General features: G+C 72.3%; 18 protein-coding genes. 2 read left to right on the plus strand and 16 right to left on the minus strand.

Annotated features, from left to right (window positions below; all coding sequences use genetic code 11):
* Positions 1–188: 188 nt before the first annotated feature.
* From AB0J71_RS25280 to AB0J71_RS25335, 12 genes are all read right to left on the minus strand, one after another.
* Positions 189–1142 (minus strand): electron transfer flavoprotein subunit alpha/FixB family protein, encoded by a 954-nt coding sequence (locus tag AB0J71_RS25280; RefSeq protein WP_364391469.1) that lies wholly within the window; start codon positions 1140–1142, stop codon positions 189–191.
* Positions 1143–1161: 19 nt separating this feature from the next.
* On the minus strand, positions 1162–1941 hold the full coding sequence (locus AB0J71_RS25285; protein ID WP_352329623.1) for an electron transfer flavoprotein subunit beta/FixA family protein: 780 nt from the start codon (positions 1939–1941) through the stop codon (positions 1162–1164).
* A gap of 253 nt (positions 1942–2194) precedes the next feature.
* Positions 2195–3415: a serine/threonine-protein kinase gene (locus AB0J71_RS25290; RefSeq protein ID WP_352329625.1), complete on the minus strand. Its 1221-nt coding sequence runs from the start codon at positions 3413–3415 to the stop codon at positions 2195–2197.
* A 35-nt stretch (positions 3416–3450) separates the two neighbouring features.
* Positions 3451–5214: a serine/threonine-protein kinase gene (locus AB0J71_RS25295; RefSeq protein WP_364416321.1), complete on the minus strand. Its 1764-nt coding sequence runs from the start codon at positions 5212–5214 to the stop codon at positions 3451–3453.
* A 16-nt stretch (positions 5215–5230) separates the two neighbouring features.
* Complete coding sequence (locus AB0J71_RS25300) at positions 5231–7381, minus strand: serine/threonine-protein kinase (protein WP_364416323.1); 2151 nt, start codon at positions 7379–7381, stop codon at positions 5231–5233.
* A 126-nt stretch (positions 7382–7507) separates the two neighbouring features.
* Positions 7508–8020: a YbaK/EbsC family protein gene (locus tag AB0J71_RS25305; RefSeq protein ID WP_352328812.1), complete on the minus strand. Its 513-nt coding sequence runs from the start codon at positions 8018–8020 to the stop codon at positions 7508–7510.
* 64 nt (positions 8021–8084) lie between these two features.
* Positions 8085–9641, minus strand: a complete 1557-nt coding sequence (locus tag AB0J71_RS25310; RefSeq protein WP_364416326.1) for a flavin monoamine oxidase family protein — start codon at positions 9639–9641, stop codon at positions 8085–8087.
* A gap of 30 nt (positions 9642–9671) precedes the next feature.
* The gene (locus AB0J71_RS25315) at positions 9672–10514 is read right to left on the minus strand and encodes a M55 family metallopeptidase (RefSeq protein ID WP_352328816.1); all 843 of its coding nucleotides are present in this window, start codon (positions 10512–10514) and stop codon (positions 9672–9674) included.
* Positions 10515–10557: 43 nt separating this feature from the next.
* Positions 10558–11763: a DUF6395 domain-containing protein gene (locus tag AB0J71_RS25320; RefSeq protein ID WP_364416328.1), complete on the minus strand. Its 1206-nt coding sequence runs from the start codon at positions 11761–11763 to the stop codon at positions 10558–10560.
* Positions 11754–12101: a hypothetical protein gene (locus AB0J71_RS25325; protein WP_352328819.1), complete on the minus strand. Its 348-nt coding sequence runs from the start codon at positions 12099–12101 to the stop codon at positions 11754–11756. The genes AB0J71_RS25320 and AB0J71_RS25325 overlap by 10 nt, the downstream gene beginning before the upstream one ends.
* A gap of 80 nt (positions 12102–12181) precedes the next feature.
* On the minus strand, positions 12182–12955 hold the full coding sequence (locus AB0J71_RS25330; RefSeq protein ID WP_352328820.1) for an enoyl-CoA hydratase-related protein: 774 nt from the start codon (positions 12953–12955) through the stop codon (positions 12182–12184).
* Between the two features lie 64 nt (positions 12956–13019).
* Entirely contained in the window at positions 13020–13688 is a 669-nt protein-coding gene (locus AB0J71_RS25335; protein ID WP_364416330.1) for an endonuclease, read from the minus strand.
* A 101-nt stretch (positions 13689–13789) separates the two neighbouring features.
* On the opposite strand from AB0J71_RS25335, the gene AB0J71_RS25340 reads away from it, so the two are divergent.
* A complete protein-coding gene (locus AB0J71_RS25340) occupies positions 13790–14074 on the plus strand; it encodes a Fe-S cluster assembly protein HesB (RefSeq protein ID WP_352328823.1) in 285 nt (94 codons plus the stop codon).
* A 52-nt stretch (positions 14075–14126) separates the two neighbouring features.
* Here AB0J71_RS25340 and AB0J71_RS25345 read toward each other — a convergent pair whose 3' ends face one another.
* The 3 genes from AB0J71_RS25345 to AB0J71_RS25355 form a co-directional block, all read right to left on the minus strand.
* A complete protein-coding gene (locus AB0J71_RS25345; RefSeq protein WP_352322075.1) occupies positions 14127–15185 on the minus strand; it encodes a 3-deoxy-7-phosphoheptulonate synthase in 1059 nt (352 codons plus the stop codon).
* Positions 15186–15434: 249 nt separating this feature from the next.
* Entirely contained in the window at positions 15435–16127 is a 693-nt protein-coding gene (locus AB0J71_RS25350; protein ID WP_352322073.1) for a CBS domain-containing protein, read from the minus strand.
* Between the two features lie 7 nt (positions 16128–16134).
* Positions 16135–16338 (minus strand): hypothetical protein, encoded by a 204-nt coding sequence (locus tag AB0J71_RS25355; RefSeq protein WP_352322071.1) that lies wholly within the window; start codon positions 16336–16338, stop codon positions 16135–16137.
* Between the two features lie 187 nt (positions 16339–16525).
* On the opposite strand from AB0J71_RS25355, the gene AB0J71_RS25360 reads away from it, so the two are divergent.
* Positions 16526–18436, plus strand: a complete 1911-nt coding sequence (locus tag AB0J71_RS25360) for a peptidoglycan recognition family protein (RefSeq protein WP_352322069.1) — start codon at positions 16526–16528, stop codon at positions 18434–18436.
* Here AB0J71_RS25360 and AB0J71_RS25365 read toward each other — a convergent pair.
* Positions 18399–19295, minus strand: coding sequence for a MurR/RpiR family transcriptional regulator (locus AB0J71_RS25365; RefSeq protein WP_352322067.1), 897 nt, complete (start codon positions 19293–19295; stop codon positions 18399–18401). The genes AB0J71_RS25360 and AB0J71_RS25365 overlap by 38 nt on opposite strands.
* Positions 19296–19318: the final 23 nt, after the last annotated feature.

A 19318-nucleotide genomic window follows, 5' to 3' on the forward strand; every position in this document is an offset into this window, starting at 1 on the left:
CCAGCGAGCCGAGGGCCAGGGTCGCGGGGGGGGGGGCCGGGGGGGGGTTGCGCGGGGGGGTTGGGCGAGCCCCGGCGGCGGCGGCCGGCCCCCCCCCCGGGGGGCGGCGGCCGCGGGGGGGGGGCGGCGCCGCACGTCGTGCGGCGCCGCCTCCGATCGGCGCTGTGCGCGCCCGCTGATCCCTGACGCTACTTGCGCTTGCTGATCTCTTCGGTGAGCTGCGGGACGACCTGGTGCAGGTCGCCCACGACCCCGTAGTCGGCGAGCTCGAAGATCGGCGCCTCGGGGTCCTTGTTGATCGCGACGATGGTCTTCGCGGTCTGCATGCCGGCCCGGTGCTGGATGGCGCCGGAGATCCCGGCCGCGATGTAGAGCTGCGGCGAGACCGTCTTGCCCGTCTGGCCCACCTGGAACTGGTGGGGGTACCAGCCGGCGTCCGTGGCGGCGCGCGAGGCGCCGACGGCCGCGCCCAGCGCGTCGGCCAGGCCCTCGATCACGGAGAAGTTCTCGGCGGAGCCCACGCCCCGGCCGCCGGAGACCACGATCGCGGCCTCGGTCAGCTCGGGCCTGGCGCCCTTCTCCTGCTTGACGCGCTCGACGATGCGGGCGGCCCTGGCCGCCTCGCTCAGCGCGACCGACACCTCCTCGACGGCGCCGGCGCCCGCGGCGGCCTGCGGGGCCGTCGAGTTCGGGCGTACGGCGACGATCGGGGTGCCCCTGCGCACCCTGGAGTGCACGTTGACGCCGCCACCGAAGATCGACTGGTCGGCCACGAAGCCCTCGGACAGGCCCACGGCGTCGGTGATGACGCCGGAGTCGGTCTTGACGGCCAGGCGACCGGCGACCTCCTTGCCCTCGGCCGTGGCGGCCACGAGCACCGCGGCGGGCGACTTCTCGGCGACGAGCTGGGCCAGCAGCTCGGCCTTGGGCGCCACCACGTGGTCGACGATGTCGGCGGACCCGGCGTTGTAGATCGTCTCGGCGCCGTACTCGGCCAGCCTGGCCTTGGCGGCGTCGCCGAGGCCGGGGCCGGCCCAGACGGCTGCGGGCGTGCCGAGCGAGCGGGCCAGGGTCAGCAGTTCGAGCGTGACCTTCTTGACCTCGCCGTCGACCTGCTCCACGAGAACGAGAATCTCCGACATATCAGTAAAACCCCCGTTCTCAGATGAACTTCTTGGAGGCGAGGAAGTCGGCGGCCTTCGAGCCTCCGTCGCCCTCGTCCTTGACGATCGTGCCGGCGGCGCGCGGCGGCGCGGCGGCGAAGTCGACCACCTCGGACCAGGCGGCGCCCAGGCCGACCTGGGCGGCGTCGATCTCGGCGTCGGCGATGGCCAGCGTCTCGACCGGCTTCTTCTTGGCCGCCATGATGCCCTTGAAGGACGGGTAACGCGGCTCGTTGATCTTCTCGACCACGGACACGACGGCCGGCAGCGAAGCCTGGACCTTGTCGAAGCCGTAGTCGGTGATGCGCTGGACGCTGATCGAGGAGCCCTCGATCTCGACCTTGTTGGCCAGGGTGAGCTGGGCCGTGCCCAGGCGCTCGGCCAGCATCGCGGCCAGCACGCCGGTGCGGGCGTCGGTCGACTCCGAGCCCAGGACGACCAGGTCGAACCCGATCTTCTTGAGCACCTGGGCCATCGCGTACGAGGTGGACAGCGCGTCGGAGCCGTGCAGCGCGTCGTCGCTCAGGTGGACCGCCTTGTCGGCGCCCATGGCCAGGGCCTTGCGGATGGTCTCGGTGGCCTTGCCCGGGCCCATGGTGAGCACGGTGACCTCGCCACCGTGCGCCTCCTTGAGCTTCAGCGCCTCCTCGACCGCGTACTCGTCAAGCTCGTTGACCACGCCGTCGACGGCGTCACGATCGAGCGTGTTGTCATCGGACCGCAGCTTGCGCTCGGTCGCCGTATCGGGGACCTGCTTCACGCAGACGACGATGTTCATGGCCGGTGGCCGACCTCCCGTGTTCGCGTGCGCCCACCGCGTCGCTGCGATAGGCGCCGAATGCAATGCTGACCAGACTGCCAGGTTCCCGACGGGCTCCTGACACGGGGTGGGTCAGAGTCGTGCCCTGGCTCCCGCGGTCATGTTACCCGTGGGTAGCTTACGCGCAAACCGGCGGTTCCCGCGTCAAGCCCCTACCCTTCCCACCATACCGAACTTTATTCGGTACGTTCCGATCGCCCCCCAGGGGAACTCAGGCGGACAACAGGAACACGATGCCCACCACCAGGGCCGTACCCGCGAACAGGGCCAGTGTGAACGTGCTGAACACCGCGGCCAGCCCGAAGCACAGCCCCACCGCCCCCGCCACGCTCACCAGGTCGGCCACCATCCGGCCGCGCCGGTACGGCCCGCGCGAGAGCAGCGCCACCCCCGCGTCGCTCACCACCGCCAGCACGTAGGCGGCCAGCAGGAACAGCGCCACCTCGGGCAGCGGCTCGCGGGCGGCCGCCGCCAGCAGCGACACGAACAGGCCCGAGCCGATCAGCCACCGCCTGCGCACCTTCTCCCGGTGCCGCGCCCTGGACTCCTCCACCGAGCCGCGCCGGCCGTCGCCCGGCCGCCACTCCCTCGTGCTCAGGTCGTCGGCCGGCCGCGGACGCGCCGCCGGGGCCGAGGGACGGGGGCCGGCCTGCCGCACGTGCGGGACGGGGGCGACGCCCAGCCGGGCGCAGATCTGCGCGGCCGTGGGCCGCGCGGCGGGATCGGTGGACAGGCACTCGCGTAACAGCGGCGCCAGCCAGTCCGGCACGCCCTCCAGGTCGGGCGGGTGGTGCACGACCCGGTAGGCCACCGCCGAGGCCGGCCCCTGCCCGTACGGCTGCCGCCCGGTCGCGGCGTAGGCGAGCGTCGCGCCGAAGGAGAACACGTCGGCCTCGACGCCCGCGCCGCCGCCTTCGAGGATCTCCGGAGCCAGGTAGCCGGGCGTGCCGACCACCGCTCCCGACGCCGTGACCGACAACGTGTCGAGCGCGCTGGCGATGCCGAAGTCGATGACGACCGGGCCGTCCTCGCTCATCATCACGTTGGCCGGCTTGAGGTCGCGGTGGACCACCCCGGCCTCGTGCATGGCCAGCAGCGCGTCGGCCAGCCCCGAGGCCAGGGGGCCCAGCTCTTCGACGGGCACCGGCACGGCGCTGAGCGGGCGGCCCTGGACGTAGCGGGTCACCAGGTAGGGTCTGGGGCCCTCCAGCGAGGCGTCGAGCACCTCGGCGACGTGCGGCCCGCCGACCCGGCGCATCGTCTCCACCTCGCGGTCGAGCCTGGCCAGCGCGAGGGCGTCGGCCGCGACGTGCGGATGCAGCACCTTGACCGCGACCGTGCGCCCCTGGGCGTCGAGCGCCAGATGGACCTCGCCGAAGCCGCCCGCGCCGAGCCTGGAGAGAAGCTCATAAGGGCCGAGGCGCTCGCTCATACCTCATCTCTCCCCCGTCGGACCGAGGGGGACACTCAGGACCACGGAGTCAGGAAGCCCAACCCCAGCCCGTCCAGCAGACTTTCGATGAGGCCGGTGATCAGCCCGATCGTGCTCTGCCTGGCGTCGCTCGCCAGGTCGTCGATCACACTCTGCGGGGCCCGCCAGGGCGTCCAGACCGGGTCCTGGCCGAGCGCGAACATCGCCGCGAACAGCGCCGCCGTGCCCACCGCGACGACCGCGACCAGCGCGGCGCCGGGGCTGCGCAGCACGCCGGTGAGCGTACGGGTCACGGCCTTGCGCGGCGCGCCGCCGCCCGGGAGCACGAACAGGCCCCCGGCGAACGCGCCGGCCGCGAAGGCGGCGGCCTGGTTGGTGCCCATGCCGCCGGCCCAGTGGAGCGCCCCCCACACGCACGCGCCGAACAGCAGCGCGAGCGGCACGTGCACCAGCGTCACCAGCGCGGCCTTGACCAGCGCCCACGGCGTGCCGACCAGCGCGAGCAGCGGGTCGGCCGAGCTGCTGCCGCGGATCTGGCGCCGCTTGACCATGTCGCCGAAGAGGTATTCGCCCACGCGCAGCACCACCGCCAGCGCGACCGCCACCGCCCCCATGACGACGGGCATCATGACCGTCAGCGCCACCAGCGTGACCAGCAGCAGCAACCCGGTCACCTGGGCGCCGAACAGGTACCTCTTCCGCTCCGCCGGCGGCACGTGGCCGCGTGGCTGGGGCGGCGGCGTGTAGGGGCGCGGTTGCGGCGGCGGCGCCGGGTAACCGGCCACCCGCTGGTCGGTGCGCGGCACCGGGCGCGCCGAGGTCGGCGCGGGCACGTAGGGCGGCGGCCGCTCCTCCCGCCGCGCGGGCGGTGGCGGGGGCGGCGGCGCTGGCTTGCGGTACTCGACCGGCGGCAGCAGGTCGGAGAACGTGTCCATGGCCCGCGTGCCGCTGCCGATGCGCTTGGTGCCGGTCGGGCCCTCGATCTCGTTGAACGTCGTCACCGACGGGTCGAGCTCCCTGGCCATCCGCAGCAGCTCCTGCGCGCCCGGCCGGGCGGCGGGATCGACCCGCAGCGCGCGCGACAACCAGCCGCGCAGCCACGCGGGCGCCCGGTCGAGCTGGGCCCGCCCCTCCATGATGCTGAAGCAGACCGCCTCGAACGTCCCGGTGCCGAACGGCGGCGCGCCCGTGGCGGCGAAGAACACCGTCGAGGCCAGCGCGTGCACGTCGGCCGCCTGGGTGATGTCGGAGTCGCGGATGATCTCGGGCGCCAGGTAGCCGGGGGTGCCGACGAACATGCCGGTCTGGGTCAGCCGGGTCGCGTTCACCAGGTGGGCGATGCCGAAGTCGATGACCAGCGGCTCGCCGTCGACCAGCATGACGTTGGACGGCTTGAAGTCGCGGTGGATCACGTCGGCCGCGTGGATGGCGACCAGCGCCTGGCACAGCCCCTGGGCCAGCCTGATGACCTGCCGCGCCTCCAGGGCGCCCTCGGTCAGCACGGTCTCCTCCAGCGTGCGCCCCGGGGCGAAGCGGGTCACGACGTAGGGCTGGCCCCCCACCAGCTCGGCGTCGATGACCTCGGCGACGTACGGGCTGCGCACCCGGCGCATGGTCTCGACCTCGCGGGTGAGCCGGTCGCGGGCCTTGAGGTCGGCGGCCACGTGCGGGTGGAGCACCTTGATGGCGACCTCGCGGCCCTCACCGTCGAGACCCAGGTGGACGACCCCCATGCCGCCCTCGCCGATCTTCCTGACGATGCGGTAGGGGCCGAGGCGTTCCGGCGCTTGGATGCTCATCGCCACCTTCCTCGGCTCAGCCGCCGCCCTTCAGGCTGCTGAGTTGCTCTGTCACGGGTGTGACGTCCAGTGGACTCCATACACTCCCCCTTGGCGTGTCCCCGAACGTGCCGTAGGCGAGGATCAGCGAGAGCGCGGCGCCCGCCGCCAGCACTCCCGCCATCGCCATGGCCGCTGTCCTAGAGGGTACGAGCGATGAGAGCGTTCTGCGCATCTGCCGCCCCGGGCCCTCGACGCCCGGCCCCGCGCAGAGGGTCCAGAGCGCGACCGCCGCCCCCCACGCGAGGGCGTTGGCCGAGTTCATCCTGACCACCACGCTGAGCAGCAGCGTCACCGGCAGGCCGAGGATCAGGGCGTACAGGACGAGCGCGACCGTGATGCCCACGGACTTGGCCAGCGCCTGCGGCTGGGCGAAGACCCTGAGCACGTCGAGTGCGGCGGACCCGGCAGGCCGGCGGCCGCTGAGCACCGGCTGGGCGAGGTCGGCGGCGCGCAGCAGCACGGCGATCGGGATCGCCACCACCGCCACCAGGACGGGGGCCGTCACCGCCGCCACGATCATGAGGATCAGCAGCATGGCGCTCGCCACCCCGTACGCCTTCGAGCGCTGCAGCGCCTGCGCCGGACGCCCGCCCTGGTTGTACGGCTCGCGAGCGGCCTGCGGCTCCTGCGGCGGGTACTGCGGCTGCGCCGGGATGTAGGGCGGCGGCTGCACGGGCACCGGGCCGTAGTTCGCCGCTTCCTGGCCGGCGTTGAACCGGCCGTGGTCCAGCGGCTGGGCGCCGGACCCGAGACGGCCGTGGTCGACCGGCTGCGGGCCGGAGCTGAGCCGGCCGAACTCGGCCGAGTCCGGGCGCACGCGCCGGGTGGGCACGTCGGCCTCGTGCGGGTTGACCTGCGGCAGCGACTGCGACTGGGGCAGCGGCTGGGGCTGTGACTGCGGCTGGGGGTGGAGCGGGGGCTGCTGCTGCGGCCAGGGCTGGCTGGGCCCGGCCTCGCGCTGGATCTGGCGCAGCTCCTCCGGCGAGACCCGGCGGGTCGGCCACGGGTCGCCCGCGCCCTGGTCCGCCGGCGCCGCGCCCGGTTCGGGCAGCCCGGCGCCAGGCAGCCCGGCGCCGGGCAGCGGAGCCGCCTGGTTGGGCAGCCCGGCCGCCTGGTTGGGCAGCAGCGAGACGAAGTGCGGGTCGGCGGGCGGCGCGACCGGCTGCTCCTGGCCGTCGATCAGCCGGCGCGGCGTCATCGGCGGCGTGGAGACGTCGTAGGACGGCTTCTCCCCCACGAACGGCGGCCGCCTGGTCGGGAAGTCGTCGGGCGCGTCGGGCCGCGGCACGGTGGAGATCTCGTCGGGCACGCCGCGCGGCGGCCTCGGCAACATGCGGGCCGTCTGCTCGGCCAGGTCGGCGGCCTTGGGCCGCTTGGCCGGGTTGCGCTGGAAGCCCGCCTTGAGCAGCGGCTGCAGCTCGGCCGGCACGCCGCTGATGTCGGCCTTGCCGGCGGTGATGTTGTAGAAGATCATCTCCAGCGTGCCCTTGCCGAAGGGCGGCTGGCCGGTGGCGGCGTAGAGCAGCGTGCCCGCCCAGGCGTGGATGTCGACCTCGGGGCCGGCCTCCTGGCCCTCGATGATCTCGGGCGCGAGGTAGCCGGGCGTGCCGATGAACATGCCGGTCTGGGTCAGCCTGGTCGCGTCGACCGCCTGGGCGATGCCGAAGTCGATCAGGACGGGCTCGCCGTCGAGGATGAGCACGTTGCCCGGCTTGAGGTCGCGGTGGATCACGCCGACGGAGTGGACCACGGCCAGCGCGGAGGCCACGCCGTGGGCCAGCCGGACCAGCGCGGGCAGGTCGAGCGGCCCGTCGTCCTTGACGATCTCGTCGAGAGGACGGCCGGGCACGTAACGCGTGACGATGTAAGGACGATGACCGGTTACATCCGCATCGACCACTTCTGCGATGAATTTGCTGCGGACCCGGCGCATGGTCTCGACCTCACGCGAAAGCCGTCGCCTGGCGACCTCGTCGCCGGCGACCTCTCCGCGCAGGACCTTGACCGCCACCTGTCGCCCCTGGGGGTCGACAGCGAGGTGGACAACGCCCATCCCGCCTTCACCGAGCCGCCTGAGCAGCCGGTAAGGGCCTAGTCGGTCATCGTTCATGGCATGAAGCACCATACCGGCTTAATCCCCGCCCACGAGATGAACCATGAGGCCACATTCCCACTCGTACAACGTCCGATACGGCCTCATCGGTTTCCCATCCAACGGTCTCGAATTGGCTTCAGTTCGGCTTCGGGGCCTTCAGGTCGTCAGGGACAGGACCTCGGCGCCCTTCAGCCCGGCCAGCGCGGCGCCCGGCACGGCGAGCTTCGACCCGCGCACGCCGCTGCCGATCACCACTCTGGGATGTTCGGCGACGTGCACGTCGACCAGGACGGGCCAGTCGCCGGGCAGCCCGAGCGGGGTGATGCCGCCGTACTCCATGCCGGTCAGCTCGACCGCGTCGGCCATCGGCGCGAAGCTCGCCTTGCGGGCGTCGAGGTGCCTGCGCACCACGCCGTTGACGTCGACGCGCATCGTCGCCAGCACCATGCAGGCGGCGTAACGCGTCTCGCCGCCGCGCTTGGCGGCCACGACCACGCAGTTGGCCGACTCGTCGAGCCGTACGCCGTAGCGCTCGCAGAACGCGGCCGTGTCGGCCAGGTCGGGGTCGATCTCCGCCACCTCGGCGCCCTCGACGCCCGGCACGGCGAACGCCACCGGACCGGCCAGCAGGTCGGCGCGCTCGGTCGCGGGCACCCAGTGCAACGTCATCCTCGTCTCCTCGATCGCTCTTCCTTGACCGACCCTATGCCGGTCGAGGAAGTGGCGTGCGACGTCACGTGGACTGCAGCACCCGCTGGTGCAGCATGGTGACGGCGCTGCGGGCCGACTCCATGGCGCCTGCCTGCCAGGCGATCAAGTGGGTGAGCCAGTCACCCGCGAAGTAGACCCTTCCGGCGGGGCGTTGCAGAAGAGTGAAGGACGAATCAAAGGACGGCCAGTACATCCAGCCTCCCTGGATGTGCTCCTGGCGGTGCCAGGCGATGGACACGCTGGACAGCAGGTTCTGGCGGTACTTGTCGCCGTGGATCTTCCTGCCCTGGGTGAGGGCCTTGCGCCTTCTGTCCTCGGGGGTGAGTGAGCCGTACAGCTCGGCGTTCTGCTCGGTGTTGTAGTAGCCGACGATCAGGCCGCGTTCGGAGTGGTAGCCGTGGGAGGGGTACCAGATGTGGGTGATGTCCAGGTCGGTCTCGGTGACGCCGCCGTAGATGCGGTCCTCCAGCTCCCACCAGCGCCTGCCGTACTCCAGGCCGATCTTGCCGGCGGCGACCGGGATGGGGGTGCTCAGGGCGCTGGTGACCTGCGCTCCCAGGTTGTGCGGAATCTTGGCGAGGAGATGCGGGGGGAGGGTGGCGATGCAGTAGTCGGCCTTGACGCTGCCGCCGTCGTACGTGACCTCGACGCCGTCGTCCAGGGTCGTGATCCTGGTGACCTTGGCGCCGGTCCTGATCCGGTCGGCCCCCACGGCCTCGGTCAGCTTCCTGACGATCGCGTCCATGCCGCCGACCGGCTGGAACATGGGGGTGGCCATGTCGTAGCCGAAGTCGTTGGTGATGGCGCGGCCGGTGGCGGCGGCCAGCACGTCGTGGAGGGTGCCGGGCGGCGGGATGGGGGTGCCGCCGTCGAGGGCCGGGTACTTGGCGAAGCCGCGCCGGGGTGAGCCCTCGTAGTCGAGCTTGGGGCCCAGGTCGCCGAACCGGCGGAGGAACTCCAGCAGGCGCTGCCGGTCGTCGGCGGTGATCGCCTTGTCGAGCGCGCCGATATTCGTGGCTTTGGCCAGCAATTCTGCGACATATCCGTACATGTCGGCTCGGGCGGTGCGGGCCCGCACGGTCTTCCCGTTGGTGTGGACGTACGCCGAGGCGTTGTTGTTGACGAACGTCTCGATCGGGACGCCCAGCTCCCTGCAGTAGTCGAGGGTGACCATCCAGGGGGCGATGCGGCCGGGCCCGGCGTTGAAGTAGACGCCCTCGCCCAGCTTGACGTCCTGGGCCGGGCCGTTCAGCTCGGTCAGGCGGTCGCCGCCGCGCAGCGTCAGGTTCCGGCCGCCGGCCCTGCCCCTGGCTTCGAGCAGGGTGCAGTCGTAGCCGGCCTTGCCCAGCTCGTACGCGGCGGTCAGCCCCGCCACGCCCGCGCCGAGGATCACCACCTTGGCCGCGCCCTTGCCGCGCAGGGAGAAGTCGCCGGGGCGCGGCGCGGCGAACTCCTTGTCCTGCTCCGAGGGGGCGAGCCCGAGCGCGCCCATGGCGGCGTACATGGCGCCCGCGCCGCCCACCGCTCCGATCCCGACGAGCAGCCCCCGCCGGGTCAGCGCCGCGCCTTCCACCGTCACCCGCTCCCTAAATCAGCAGTTACCGACATCTCAGCCGTACGGCCCGCTGCCGCAGGCCACCTGGCCGCCGATGGTGGCGAAGATCCCGAGCAGCGCCATGATCTGGCGGAAGTCGTCGGTGGTGAACTCGGTGTGCCGGGAGCCGGCCGTCTTCACGCCGGGCACCAGCGCCACCGCCGCCGCGATGGCGGTCGAGTTCCACTCCACCCCCAGCGTGTACGGCGCCTCCACCCGATAAGGCGTGAAGTCGCTCAACCGGGAGAGCCCGCGAGCGGCGGCCTCACGGATCCTCGCCTGGGCGACGCTCGGCGGCAGCAACTCGGCCGAGAACTTGTCGATCCCCTTCTTGACCGCGACCGTCTCGACGTCGCCGAGCAGCTCGCGCGCCTCCTCGCCGACGGCCTCGTCCCCGGTCACCAGCACGACGGGCACCCCGTGGAAGCCCGCGCACGCCGCGACCAGCCGGGTCTCGCCGCACGGCTCGCCGTTGAGGTAGACGTTCTGGATCTCCTTGCCCATCCACGTGTGGTTGAGCACGCCGTGCTGGACGCCGGCCATGGCGTGGTAGCCCACGAAGCACGCGGCCTGGAACGTGCCGTCCAGCCCCTGGGCCATGCGCTGGGCCTTGCCCGGCCCCCGGATCAGGGTGGCCCGCGGGTCCAGGAGGTCGATCCGCAGGTTCTTGGTGGACCCGTGGGCGTCGTTGACCAGCACCGAGCCCGCCCCCGCGGCGAACGCGCCCTCGACGGCGGCGTTGGCGTCGGCGGTCATCAGCTCGCAGCCGCGGTCGTAGCCGCGTTTGCCGGCGTGCATCTCCTCGGGGTCGGTCAGCCCCGTCACGCCCTCCATGTCCACCGACAGGTAAACCTTCACGCAGTCAACTCCTCGCACTTCGCCGGATCCGTCCCGCGGACGGTCACGCGCCCCACGTCTCCACCCGCCGTACCTCCGCCTCGGTCATGAGGCCGACCTGGGAGGTCAGGAAGGCGGCCGCCTCCGCCCGCCACTGCTCGGGGATCTCCTCGATCGCCGGCGGGTAGCAGTGGTCGAGCCAGCTCGTGGACTCCTCGGTGGCCTCGAAGTGGTCGAGGGCCTTGGCGAACAGGGACCGTTCGACGCCGGGGATCCGGGCCAGGCCGTACTCGACCATCTCCTGGCCCCCGAAGGGGGGCGGCCGCAGCCACTTGCGGGCCACGGGACGGTCGGCGGTGAGAGGCGTGTCCAGGGGACGGCGCTCGACGGCGGCCTGGATGAGCTCCTTGTACAGGCACTTGCCGCAGGTGCGGCAGGGGCCGTCGGTGCCGCGCAGGCACCAGCGCACCTGGTCCTTGAGCTCGGAGTTCAGGGCCAGCCGCATGGTGACGGCCTCGCTCACCCCGCCTACCGGGAGCACGATGTGCACGCCGGCGGCGGCGAACAACCGGCCCCACGCGCCGTGCGGCGCCCACATCGGGTTGTCAGGCGTGAACCGCAACAGGTAACGGTCACCGCCGAGCCAGCGTGAACCCAGTTCATAGCCGAAGCCCAGGCCACCGAGGTTCATCCGGTCGGCCAGCAGGAGCGCCCCCGCCGCGACGGCGTGGTGCTCCGGGTAGCCCGGACGCGGCTCGGCAAGCGTGAACTCCAGGTCGGAGGTGACGGTGGTGAGCTCGCGGCCGGTCCGCTCGGCCAGCTTGGCCAGCACGTCGGAGCGGTAGTGCGGCCACCGGTTGGGCACCCGCGGATGCGGCACCCGCCGGAAGTGCACGAACGGCGCCGACGGATGGATGGCCGCCGCGGCCACGGAGTCCGCGCCGCCGCTGTAGGAGAGTGCGAGCCGGTCGCCGGCCCGGCGCGGCTCGGCCCCGACCGGCCCCGCCTCGATGCCCCACCCGTCGTGCAGGGCCGCGGCCACCTCGGCGGAGACGGCCCGGTCGAACGTGATCCGCCGCCTGGTCCAGGGCGCCACGATCGTCCAGGCGGCCACGGCGAACAGGTCGGGGTGGGCGTCGTCGGGCACGCCGCCGATCGAGCAGGAGTTGGTGGCCAGCTTGACGGGATGGTCGTCGGCCGCCCTGCCGGTGATCTCGTCCTCAGGGTCGAGGCGGAAGGTCAGCTCGGTGCCGGACCAGGTCACGCGCACGGCCGGCCCCCCTCGGGGACGCGGGCCCGCAGGTCGTCGATGGCCTGCCAGACGAGCACCTCGTTCTGGAGCACGCCGTCGAGGGCCTGCGCGGTCTCCTGCGCCAGCCGGTACGTGTCGTCGACCCTGGCCTTGTCGATCACCGGCCCGGCCGGCGGACGGGCGTTCCGCAGCCGCTCGACCTCGCCCTGCAGGGTCGCCATCTCCCTGCGCAGGGTCTGGACCTCCCAGAGCGCGTCCCGGATGTCCTGCCGGTGGTCGGCGACGGAGATGTAACGGGAGTCGAACCACGTACGCACGGCTTTACGCAGCCGGGCGGGGACCGGGACGCGCATCATGAAACGCCACCATACTGGCAAACCCGCTTCCCCTTGGACGGCCTATTCCAAAGGGTTGCATTCGTATGGCGGCCGGGCGGTCACCGTCCGGTGAACTTGGCCTTGGCCTTCTCCGCGAAGGCCCGCATGCCGATCCGGGCGTCGTCGGTGGCGAACAGGCCGGAGAAGTGCAGGCGCTCGATCTCCAGGCCGGAGTCGAGGTCGACCTCGGCGCCCTGGTCGACGGCCTGCTTGGCGGCGCGCAGCGCCACGGCCGGGCCGCCGACGAACGTGGCCGCCCACTCCAGGGCCGCCGTGTAGACCTGCTCGTCCGGCACCACCCGGTCAACCAGCCCGATGGCCAGGGCCTCGGCGGCGGGGACGTGCCGGCCGGTGAAGATCAGATCCTTGGCGCGGGACGGGCCGACGAGCCGGGGCAGGCGCTGCGTGCCGCCCGCGCCCGGGATGAGCCCGAGCAGGATCTCCGGCTGGCCGAGCCGGGCCGACTCGCCCGCCACCCGGAAGTCGGCGCACAGGGCCAGCTCGCAGCCGCCGCCCAGCGCGTAGCCGGTGACGGCGGCGATGACCGGCTTGCCGATGCGGGCCACCGTGGTGAAGCACGCCTGGAGCGTGCGGGAGTGGGCAGACATGTCGGCATAGGACATGTCGGCCATCTCCTTGACGTCCACGCCGGCGGCGAAGACCCGCTCGCCGCCGTAGAGGATCACCGCCTGCACCTGGTCGTCGGCATCGACCTGAAGCGCCGCCTCGACGAGCTCCCGCTGCGTCTGAACGTCGATCGCGTTCATCTTCGGACGGTCAAGACGGATCGTGGCGATCTGGTCGGCCACCTCGACGCTCACAAACTCACCCATGAGCCGAACCTAACAGAGCGCTCCCGCTCACCCCCGCGGCCCACCTCGTCGCCCGCCTTGTCGTTCACCCCGCCGCGGCCGACCTCACCTCGTCGGCGGCCTTCTTGCTGGTCGACACGCGTACCAGAGCCGCCGACAGGCGGGCCAGCTCGTCGCCGGAGCGGGCCAGGCGGGCCAGGCCGCGTTCCTGGCGCGGCAGGCCGAGCCGGGCCGCGCCGTCCAGCACCCGCCCGTCCAGGTGCGGCGCGACCTGCGGCCAGACGCCCTGGACCTCGCGCAGGAAGATGTCGGCGCCGGTCGGGCCGATGCCGGGGAACTCCCGCAACAGCTCGCCGATACGGGAGGGGTCGCCCCCGGCCTCGTCGCGCAACCTGCGCAGGTCGCCCTTCCAGCGGTCGAGCAGCAGCTCGGCACCCCTGCCGAGCATGGTCGAGGTGCGTTCGTCGTAGCGCCGGTAGTGGCCGCGGCCGAGGGCGTCCACGCGGTCCTGCCAGCTCGCCCGCGCCATGTCCCGCGGCGTGCGGTACCCGGCGGCGAACAGCTCGCGCGCCGCCGCCACCGCCACCCCGGACGAGATGCGCGCGCTGAGCAGCGTGGCCAGCACGAGGAGCTGGTACAGCGGCCGCGGCCGGTCGGCGAGCCGGATGCCCGCCTCCGCGGCGAACGTCTGGCCGCACTGTTCGAGCAGGGCGTCCAGCACGCCCTTGTCCTTGTCGGCGTCCTTGTCAGCCATGACGTTCCGCTACCCCCACGGCGGGCGCTCATCCCGGCCCGGCGCGTTTGCCGCCCTGGTCGCGGGGGAGGCGGGGGGTCTCCAGCGAGAAGGAGCGCATCGTGCTGACTTTGACTGACAACGCCGTGGTCGCGATCCGTGACCTGATGGTCGGCGAGGACGTGCCCGCGCACGCCGGCCTGCGAATCGCCGCCAAGCCGGACGAGGCGGGCGCCTTGGAGGTGTCGCTGGCGAGCACGCCGTACGCCGGGGACCAGGTCATCGAGCAGGGGGACGTGCGCGTCTTCGTGGCCGAGGACGCGGCGCCCATCCTCGACGACAAGTCGCTGGACGCCCAGCCGGGCACGCCGGGGCATCCGACGTTCCGGCTGGACCGCCGCACCTGAGCGGCCCTGCCGGACCTTCCGGCGGCCCGCCCACCGGGCCGCCGGGAGGCCGTCAGCCGGCGGCGCGGCCGGCGCGCACGGCGTCGGCCAGCTCGGCCAGCAGGCGCTCGGTCTCCTCCCAGCCCACGCAGGCGTCGGTGATGCTCTGCCCGTACGTCAGGCCCTCGGCCGGGCCGGGCTCCTGCCGCCCCGGCACCAGGAAGCTCTCCACCATCAGCCCCGCGATGCCCTTCTCGCCCGCCGCCAGGCGTCCGGCCACCTCGCGCACCACGGCCGCCTGCCGGACGTGGTCCTTGCCGCTGTTGCCGTGGCTGGCGTCGATGATCAGCCGCTCCGGCAGCCCGGCCTTGGCCAGCAGCGCCAGCGCGTCACCGATGGACTGGGGGTCGTAGTTCGGGCCGGTGCGCCCGCCGCGCAGGATGACGTGGCAGTCGGGGTTGCCGGTGGTCGAGACGACCGCGGCCCGGCCCTCGTCGTCGATGCCGAAGAAGACCTGCGGGTGCGCGGCGGCGTTCACGCCGTCGATGGCCACCTGCACGTCGCCGTCGGTGGCGTTCTTGAAGCCGACCGGCATGGACAGGCCGGAGGTGAGCTGGCGGTGCACCTGGCTCTCGGGCGTGCGCGCGCCGATCGCGCCCCAGGTGACGGCGTCGGCGATGTACTGCGGGCTGGTCGGCTCCAGGAACTCGCAGCCCACCGGCAGCCCGGTGTCGAGCACGTCGAGCAGCACCGTCCTGGCCAGGCGCAGCCCGCGCTGGACGTCGTGGCCGCCGTCGATGTCCGGGTCGTTGATCAGGCCCTTCCAGCCGATGGTGGTACGCGGCTTCTCGAAGTACACCCGCATGACCACGCACAGGGCGTCGCCGAGGTCGCGGGTGGCGGCGGCCAGGCGGCGGGCGTAGTCGAGCGCGGCCTCCGGGTCGTGCACCGAGCACGGGCCGACGATGAGCAGCAGGCGGTCGTCGTCGCCGGCGAGCACGTCGCGCACGGCGTTCCTGCTCGCCGCCACCAGCGCCTCGCGCTGCGGGCCGAGCGGCTGTTCACCGATGAGCTCGCGGGGCGTGGGCAGGGGTTCGAACGAGGTGATGCGCAGGTCGCTGGTCGTGGTCATGGGCTGGTCCTCCGCTTTCGATGGAAGTTCGAAGGCGGTACGGCCCACATCCGTGGCCCCCGGAGCCGTCCGCCTGAACGACGAAAGGCAGAGACGGGACGTCTCTGCCTTTGGGCTCCGGGTGATCAGTAAGTCAGCGCATGTGACCTTCGGCTCCACCCGGAGCCGCCACATAGCGCCAAAATCGGCTGATCACTGACATGCTGTTGACGCTAGCAGACACCGGGTGACGGCTCCAAATCCCGTCCGCTATCCGAGATCGGATTCCCAGCCGGGTTCGCGCAGGTCGCCGAGCCCGTAGAGGCCGACCAGGGTGCCGTCGGCGCGGGTGACGACGACGTGGTCGACGTTCGCGCCCTCCATGCGGCCGGCCAGGGCGTCGAGCTGCTCGCTGGGCCGTACGGTGGTGACGCCGGTGTTCATGGCGGCCTCGGCGGTGCCGGTCAGGTCGGCGCCCTTGAGCTCGCGCGACCCGATGACGCCCTGCACCACCTCGTCCCGGTCCACCACGACCGCGAGCCCGGCCGGGTCGGCGACGATGCGCTCGCTGAGCTCCTCCAGCGGGTCCTCCAGGTCGGCCGTGACCGGGTCGCGCCGGGCGCCGGAGCCCACCAGGAGGGCCTCCCCCTCGTACGGCAGGTCGGCCGACAACCAGTCCATCTTGCCCAGGCCGTAGTCGTGCACGTCGGCGAAGCCCAGCCGGGCCAGCCGGTGGGCGGCGCGCGGGCTCAGGTCGCAGAGCCAGTCGTGGCAGTAGACGACGACCGGACGCGACCGGTCCAGCAGGTCGTCGGCCAGCCGGTCGAGCGAGCCGAGCGGCAGGTGCACGGCGCCGGGCAGGTGCGCCCAGGCGTACTCGCGTTCGGGCAGCACCTCGGCGAGCTGGGCGTCGCGCGTGGCGAGCAGGTCCTGGACGCCGACGCGGTCGATGATGCCGATCATCAGGGCCTCAGCGCTCCCCCCGGCGGGGCCGTTCGGACTTGGGTCCTTCGGCGCGGTCGCCGCCCACCTTGCGCGGGCTCTTGTCCGGATCCGACTGGAGTTTCCTGGCCACGCGCTTCTTGAGCTCCTGCTCGCTCATCCCCTGCCGGTCCAGTTGCTTGCGCAGCCGGCGGCGCTCGTTGTCGTAGGAGTGACTTCCGGGTCGAGGCATGACAGCTCCCCCTCTCCTCCGGGAGCCGCCTACCCAGCCCGTCACCTGCTAGTCCTGGCCGGCGGGCGGCCGGAGCCGGGCAGGCGGTCTGTTAAGGGATGAAAAATATCTTCGCAAAGTTCTCGCCAGAGAAGGAAAATGTTGAGACGCTGAACGCGCACCACGCCCCCCAGTCAAGGAGCGGTTCATGCGCAGAGCGCTGGCGATCGCCGTCGTCGCCTTGTTGCCCTTAACCCAAGTGTCCGCGGCCAACGCCGCAGAGCCCGCCGACCGGCAGCAGGCGTTCGCCGCGGCGGCCGACGAGTTCAAGGTCCCGCAGAGCGTCCTGCTCGGCGTCTCGTACCTGGAGTCGCGCTGGGACGCCCACGCGGGCCAGCCGTCGAGCGACGCCGGGTTCGGCCCGATGCACCTGACCGACGCGGCCGCGTACACCGGCTCGAACCACCACGGAGAGGGCGAGGAGGACGCCCGCGGCGACGAGAGCAGGCCGCTCGCGCCCACGGCGACCCCCGCCCCGGCGGAGATCCCCGCCTCGCTGCGCACGATGGAACGCGCCGCGCAGCTCACCGGCGAGAGCCACGAGCGGCTGCGCACCGACGACGCGGCCAACATCCGCGGCGGCGCGGCGCTGCTCGCCGACTACCAGAAGAGCCTCGGCGCGCCCCTGAGCGCTAACCCCGGCGAATGGTACGGAGCCGTCGCCAAGTACTCCGGCGCCGACGAGGCCGACGCGGCCAAGTTCTTCGCCGACGAGGTCTACGCCACCATCCAGGAGGGCGCCGAGCGCACCACGGACGACGGGCAGAAGGTCACCCTGCCCAAGGTCCCGGACCTGGAGAAGATCGAGAAGTGGCTGGAGAAGCTCGGCCTGCGGCCCGCGCGGCGCGACGGCGTGGAGTGCCCGGCCTCGATCTCCTGCGAGTGGATCCCCTCGGCCTACCAGGAGCTCCCGCCGGACGACTACGGCCACTACGACCTGGCCAACCGCCCGGTCAGCCAGAAGGTCGACTACATCATCATCCACGACATGGAGGGCTACTTCCTCCCGTCGATCAGGCTCAACCAGGACCCGAACTACGGCGCGAGCTGGCACTACTCGGTCCGGTCCAGTGACGGGCACATCGCCCAGCACATCAAGACCAAGGACGTCGGCTGGCAGGCCGGCAACTGGTACATCAACGCCAAGTCCATCGGCATCGAGCACGAAGGCTTCCTGGCCGAGGGCAGCACCTGGTACACCGAGGCGATGTACCGCTCGTCGGCCCGGCTCGTCCGGTACCTGGCGCTCAAGCACGGCGTGCCGCTCGACCGCGCCCACATCCTGGGCCACGACAACGTCCCCGGCACGATCCCGAGCACGGTCCGCGGCATGCACGAGGACCCGGGGCCGTTCTGGGACTGGGCGCACTACTTCCAGCTCATGGGCGCGCCGCTGCACCAGTTCGGCGGTCCGCAGGCCGGCTCGGTCATGATCAAGCCGGACTTCGCCACCAACAAGCCCTACTTCTACGGCTGCGACCGCAAGAACCCCGAGGCGGCCTGCCCGCCGCTCAGCGCCGGCACCGTGTGGCTGCGCACCGAGCCGCGCGACGACGCCCCGCTGATCAAGGACATCGGCAAGCACCCGACCGGCGGCTCGCTCTACAGCGTGTACGACCACAGCGCCAGGGCCAGCACCGGCCAGCGCTTCGCCGTCGCCGACCGCCAGGGCGACTGGACGGCGATCTGGTACCTCGGCCAGAAGGCGTGGTTCCACAACCCGGCGAGCGCCCCGACCGCGATCCCGTCGATGGGGCTCGTCGTCACGCCCAAGCCGGGCAAGGCGACCGTGCCGGTGTTCGGGCGGGCCTACCCGGAGCAGGAGGCGTACCCGGCCGGCATCCCGTACCAGGCGGTGACGCCGCTGCAGTACACGTTCTCGGCGGGCGAGAAGTACACGCTGGCCGGGCCGGCCGCCACCGAGTACTACCGGGCGGTCACCTTCAACCTGGAGGACCACACGGTGGTCAGGGGCAAGACGAAGTACTTGGAGATCCAGTTCGGGCACCGCGTGATGTACGTCAAGGCTGACGACGTGCAGGTGACGTTCTCCGGGTGAACTCCTTGACGGCGCGCCTGGTGCTCGCGAGCGCCTCCTGAGAGGAGTCGAACGTGCGCTGGGCGACGCCGACGAACACGCAGTCGACGACGAGGAGCTGGCTGATCCGGCTGGCCAGGGCGCCGGGACGGAACTCCGTCTCGCGCCCGGCCGAGATCAGCACGTGCTCGGCCAGCTCCGCGATCGTCGAGCGCGGGTTGTTGGTGACGGCCACCGTGGTGGCCCCCGCCTCGCCCGCCCGGCGCAGCGGCTCGATCACGTCGGGGGTCTCCCCCGAGGTGCTGATGCCGATCGCCACGTCGCCCGCCTTCAGCAGGACGGCGCTGGTCAGGGCCAGGTGGGCGTCCTGGAAGGCGTGGCTGGACAGGCCGATGCGCAGCAGCTTCTGGGCGACGTCCTCGGCGACTAATCCCGAGGCGCCCACGCCGTAGGCGTCGATGCGCCTGGCCCCCACGATCGCGTCGACGACCAGGCCCAGGCGCTCGCTGGTGAGCTGGGCGACGGTGTCGTTGATGGCCTCCGACTCGGCCCTGGCGACCTTCTGGATGACCTCCGACAGCGGGTCGTCGGGCGCCAGGTCGCCGGGCACGAGCCGGTCGGGCTGCGCGGCCGCCGCCGCCAGAGCCAGCCTGAGCTGGGGATATCCGGCGAAGCCGAGCAGCCGCGCGGTGCGCACGATGGTGGCCTCGCTGGTGCCGGAGGCGGCCGACAGCTCCGTGATGGTGCTGCGCGCGACCGTCGCCGGATCCTCCAGGATGAGCCGGGCGACGGTCTGCGCGGCAGGCGTCAGGGACGGCAGGACACCGCGGACCGTGGCCACCAGATTGTCGGCCCGCAGGCCGTTCCCGCTGTCGTCCACGGTCCTGATTATGCACCGCCCGA

This window comes from Nonomuraea sp. NPDC049637 (genome assembly GCF_040675235.1).
In the GTDB taxonomy this organism is placed as follows: Bacteria; Actinomycetota; Actinomycetes; order Streptosporangiales; family Streptosporangiaceae; genus Nonomuraea.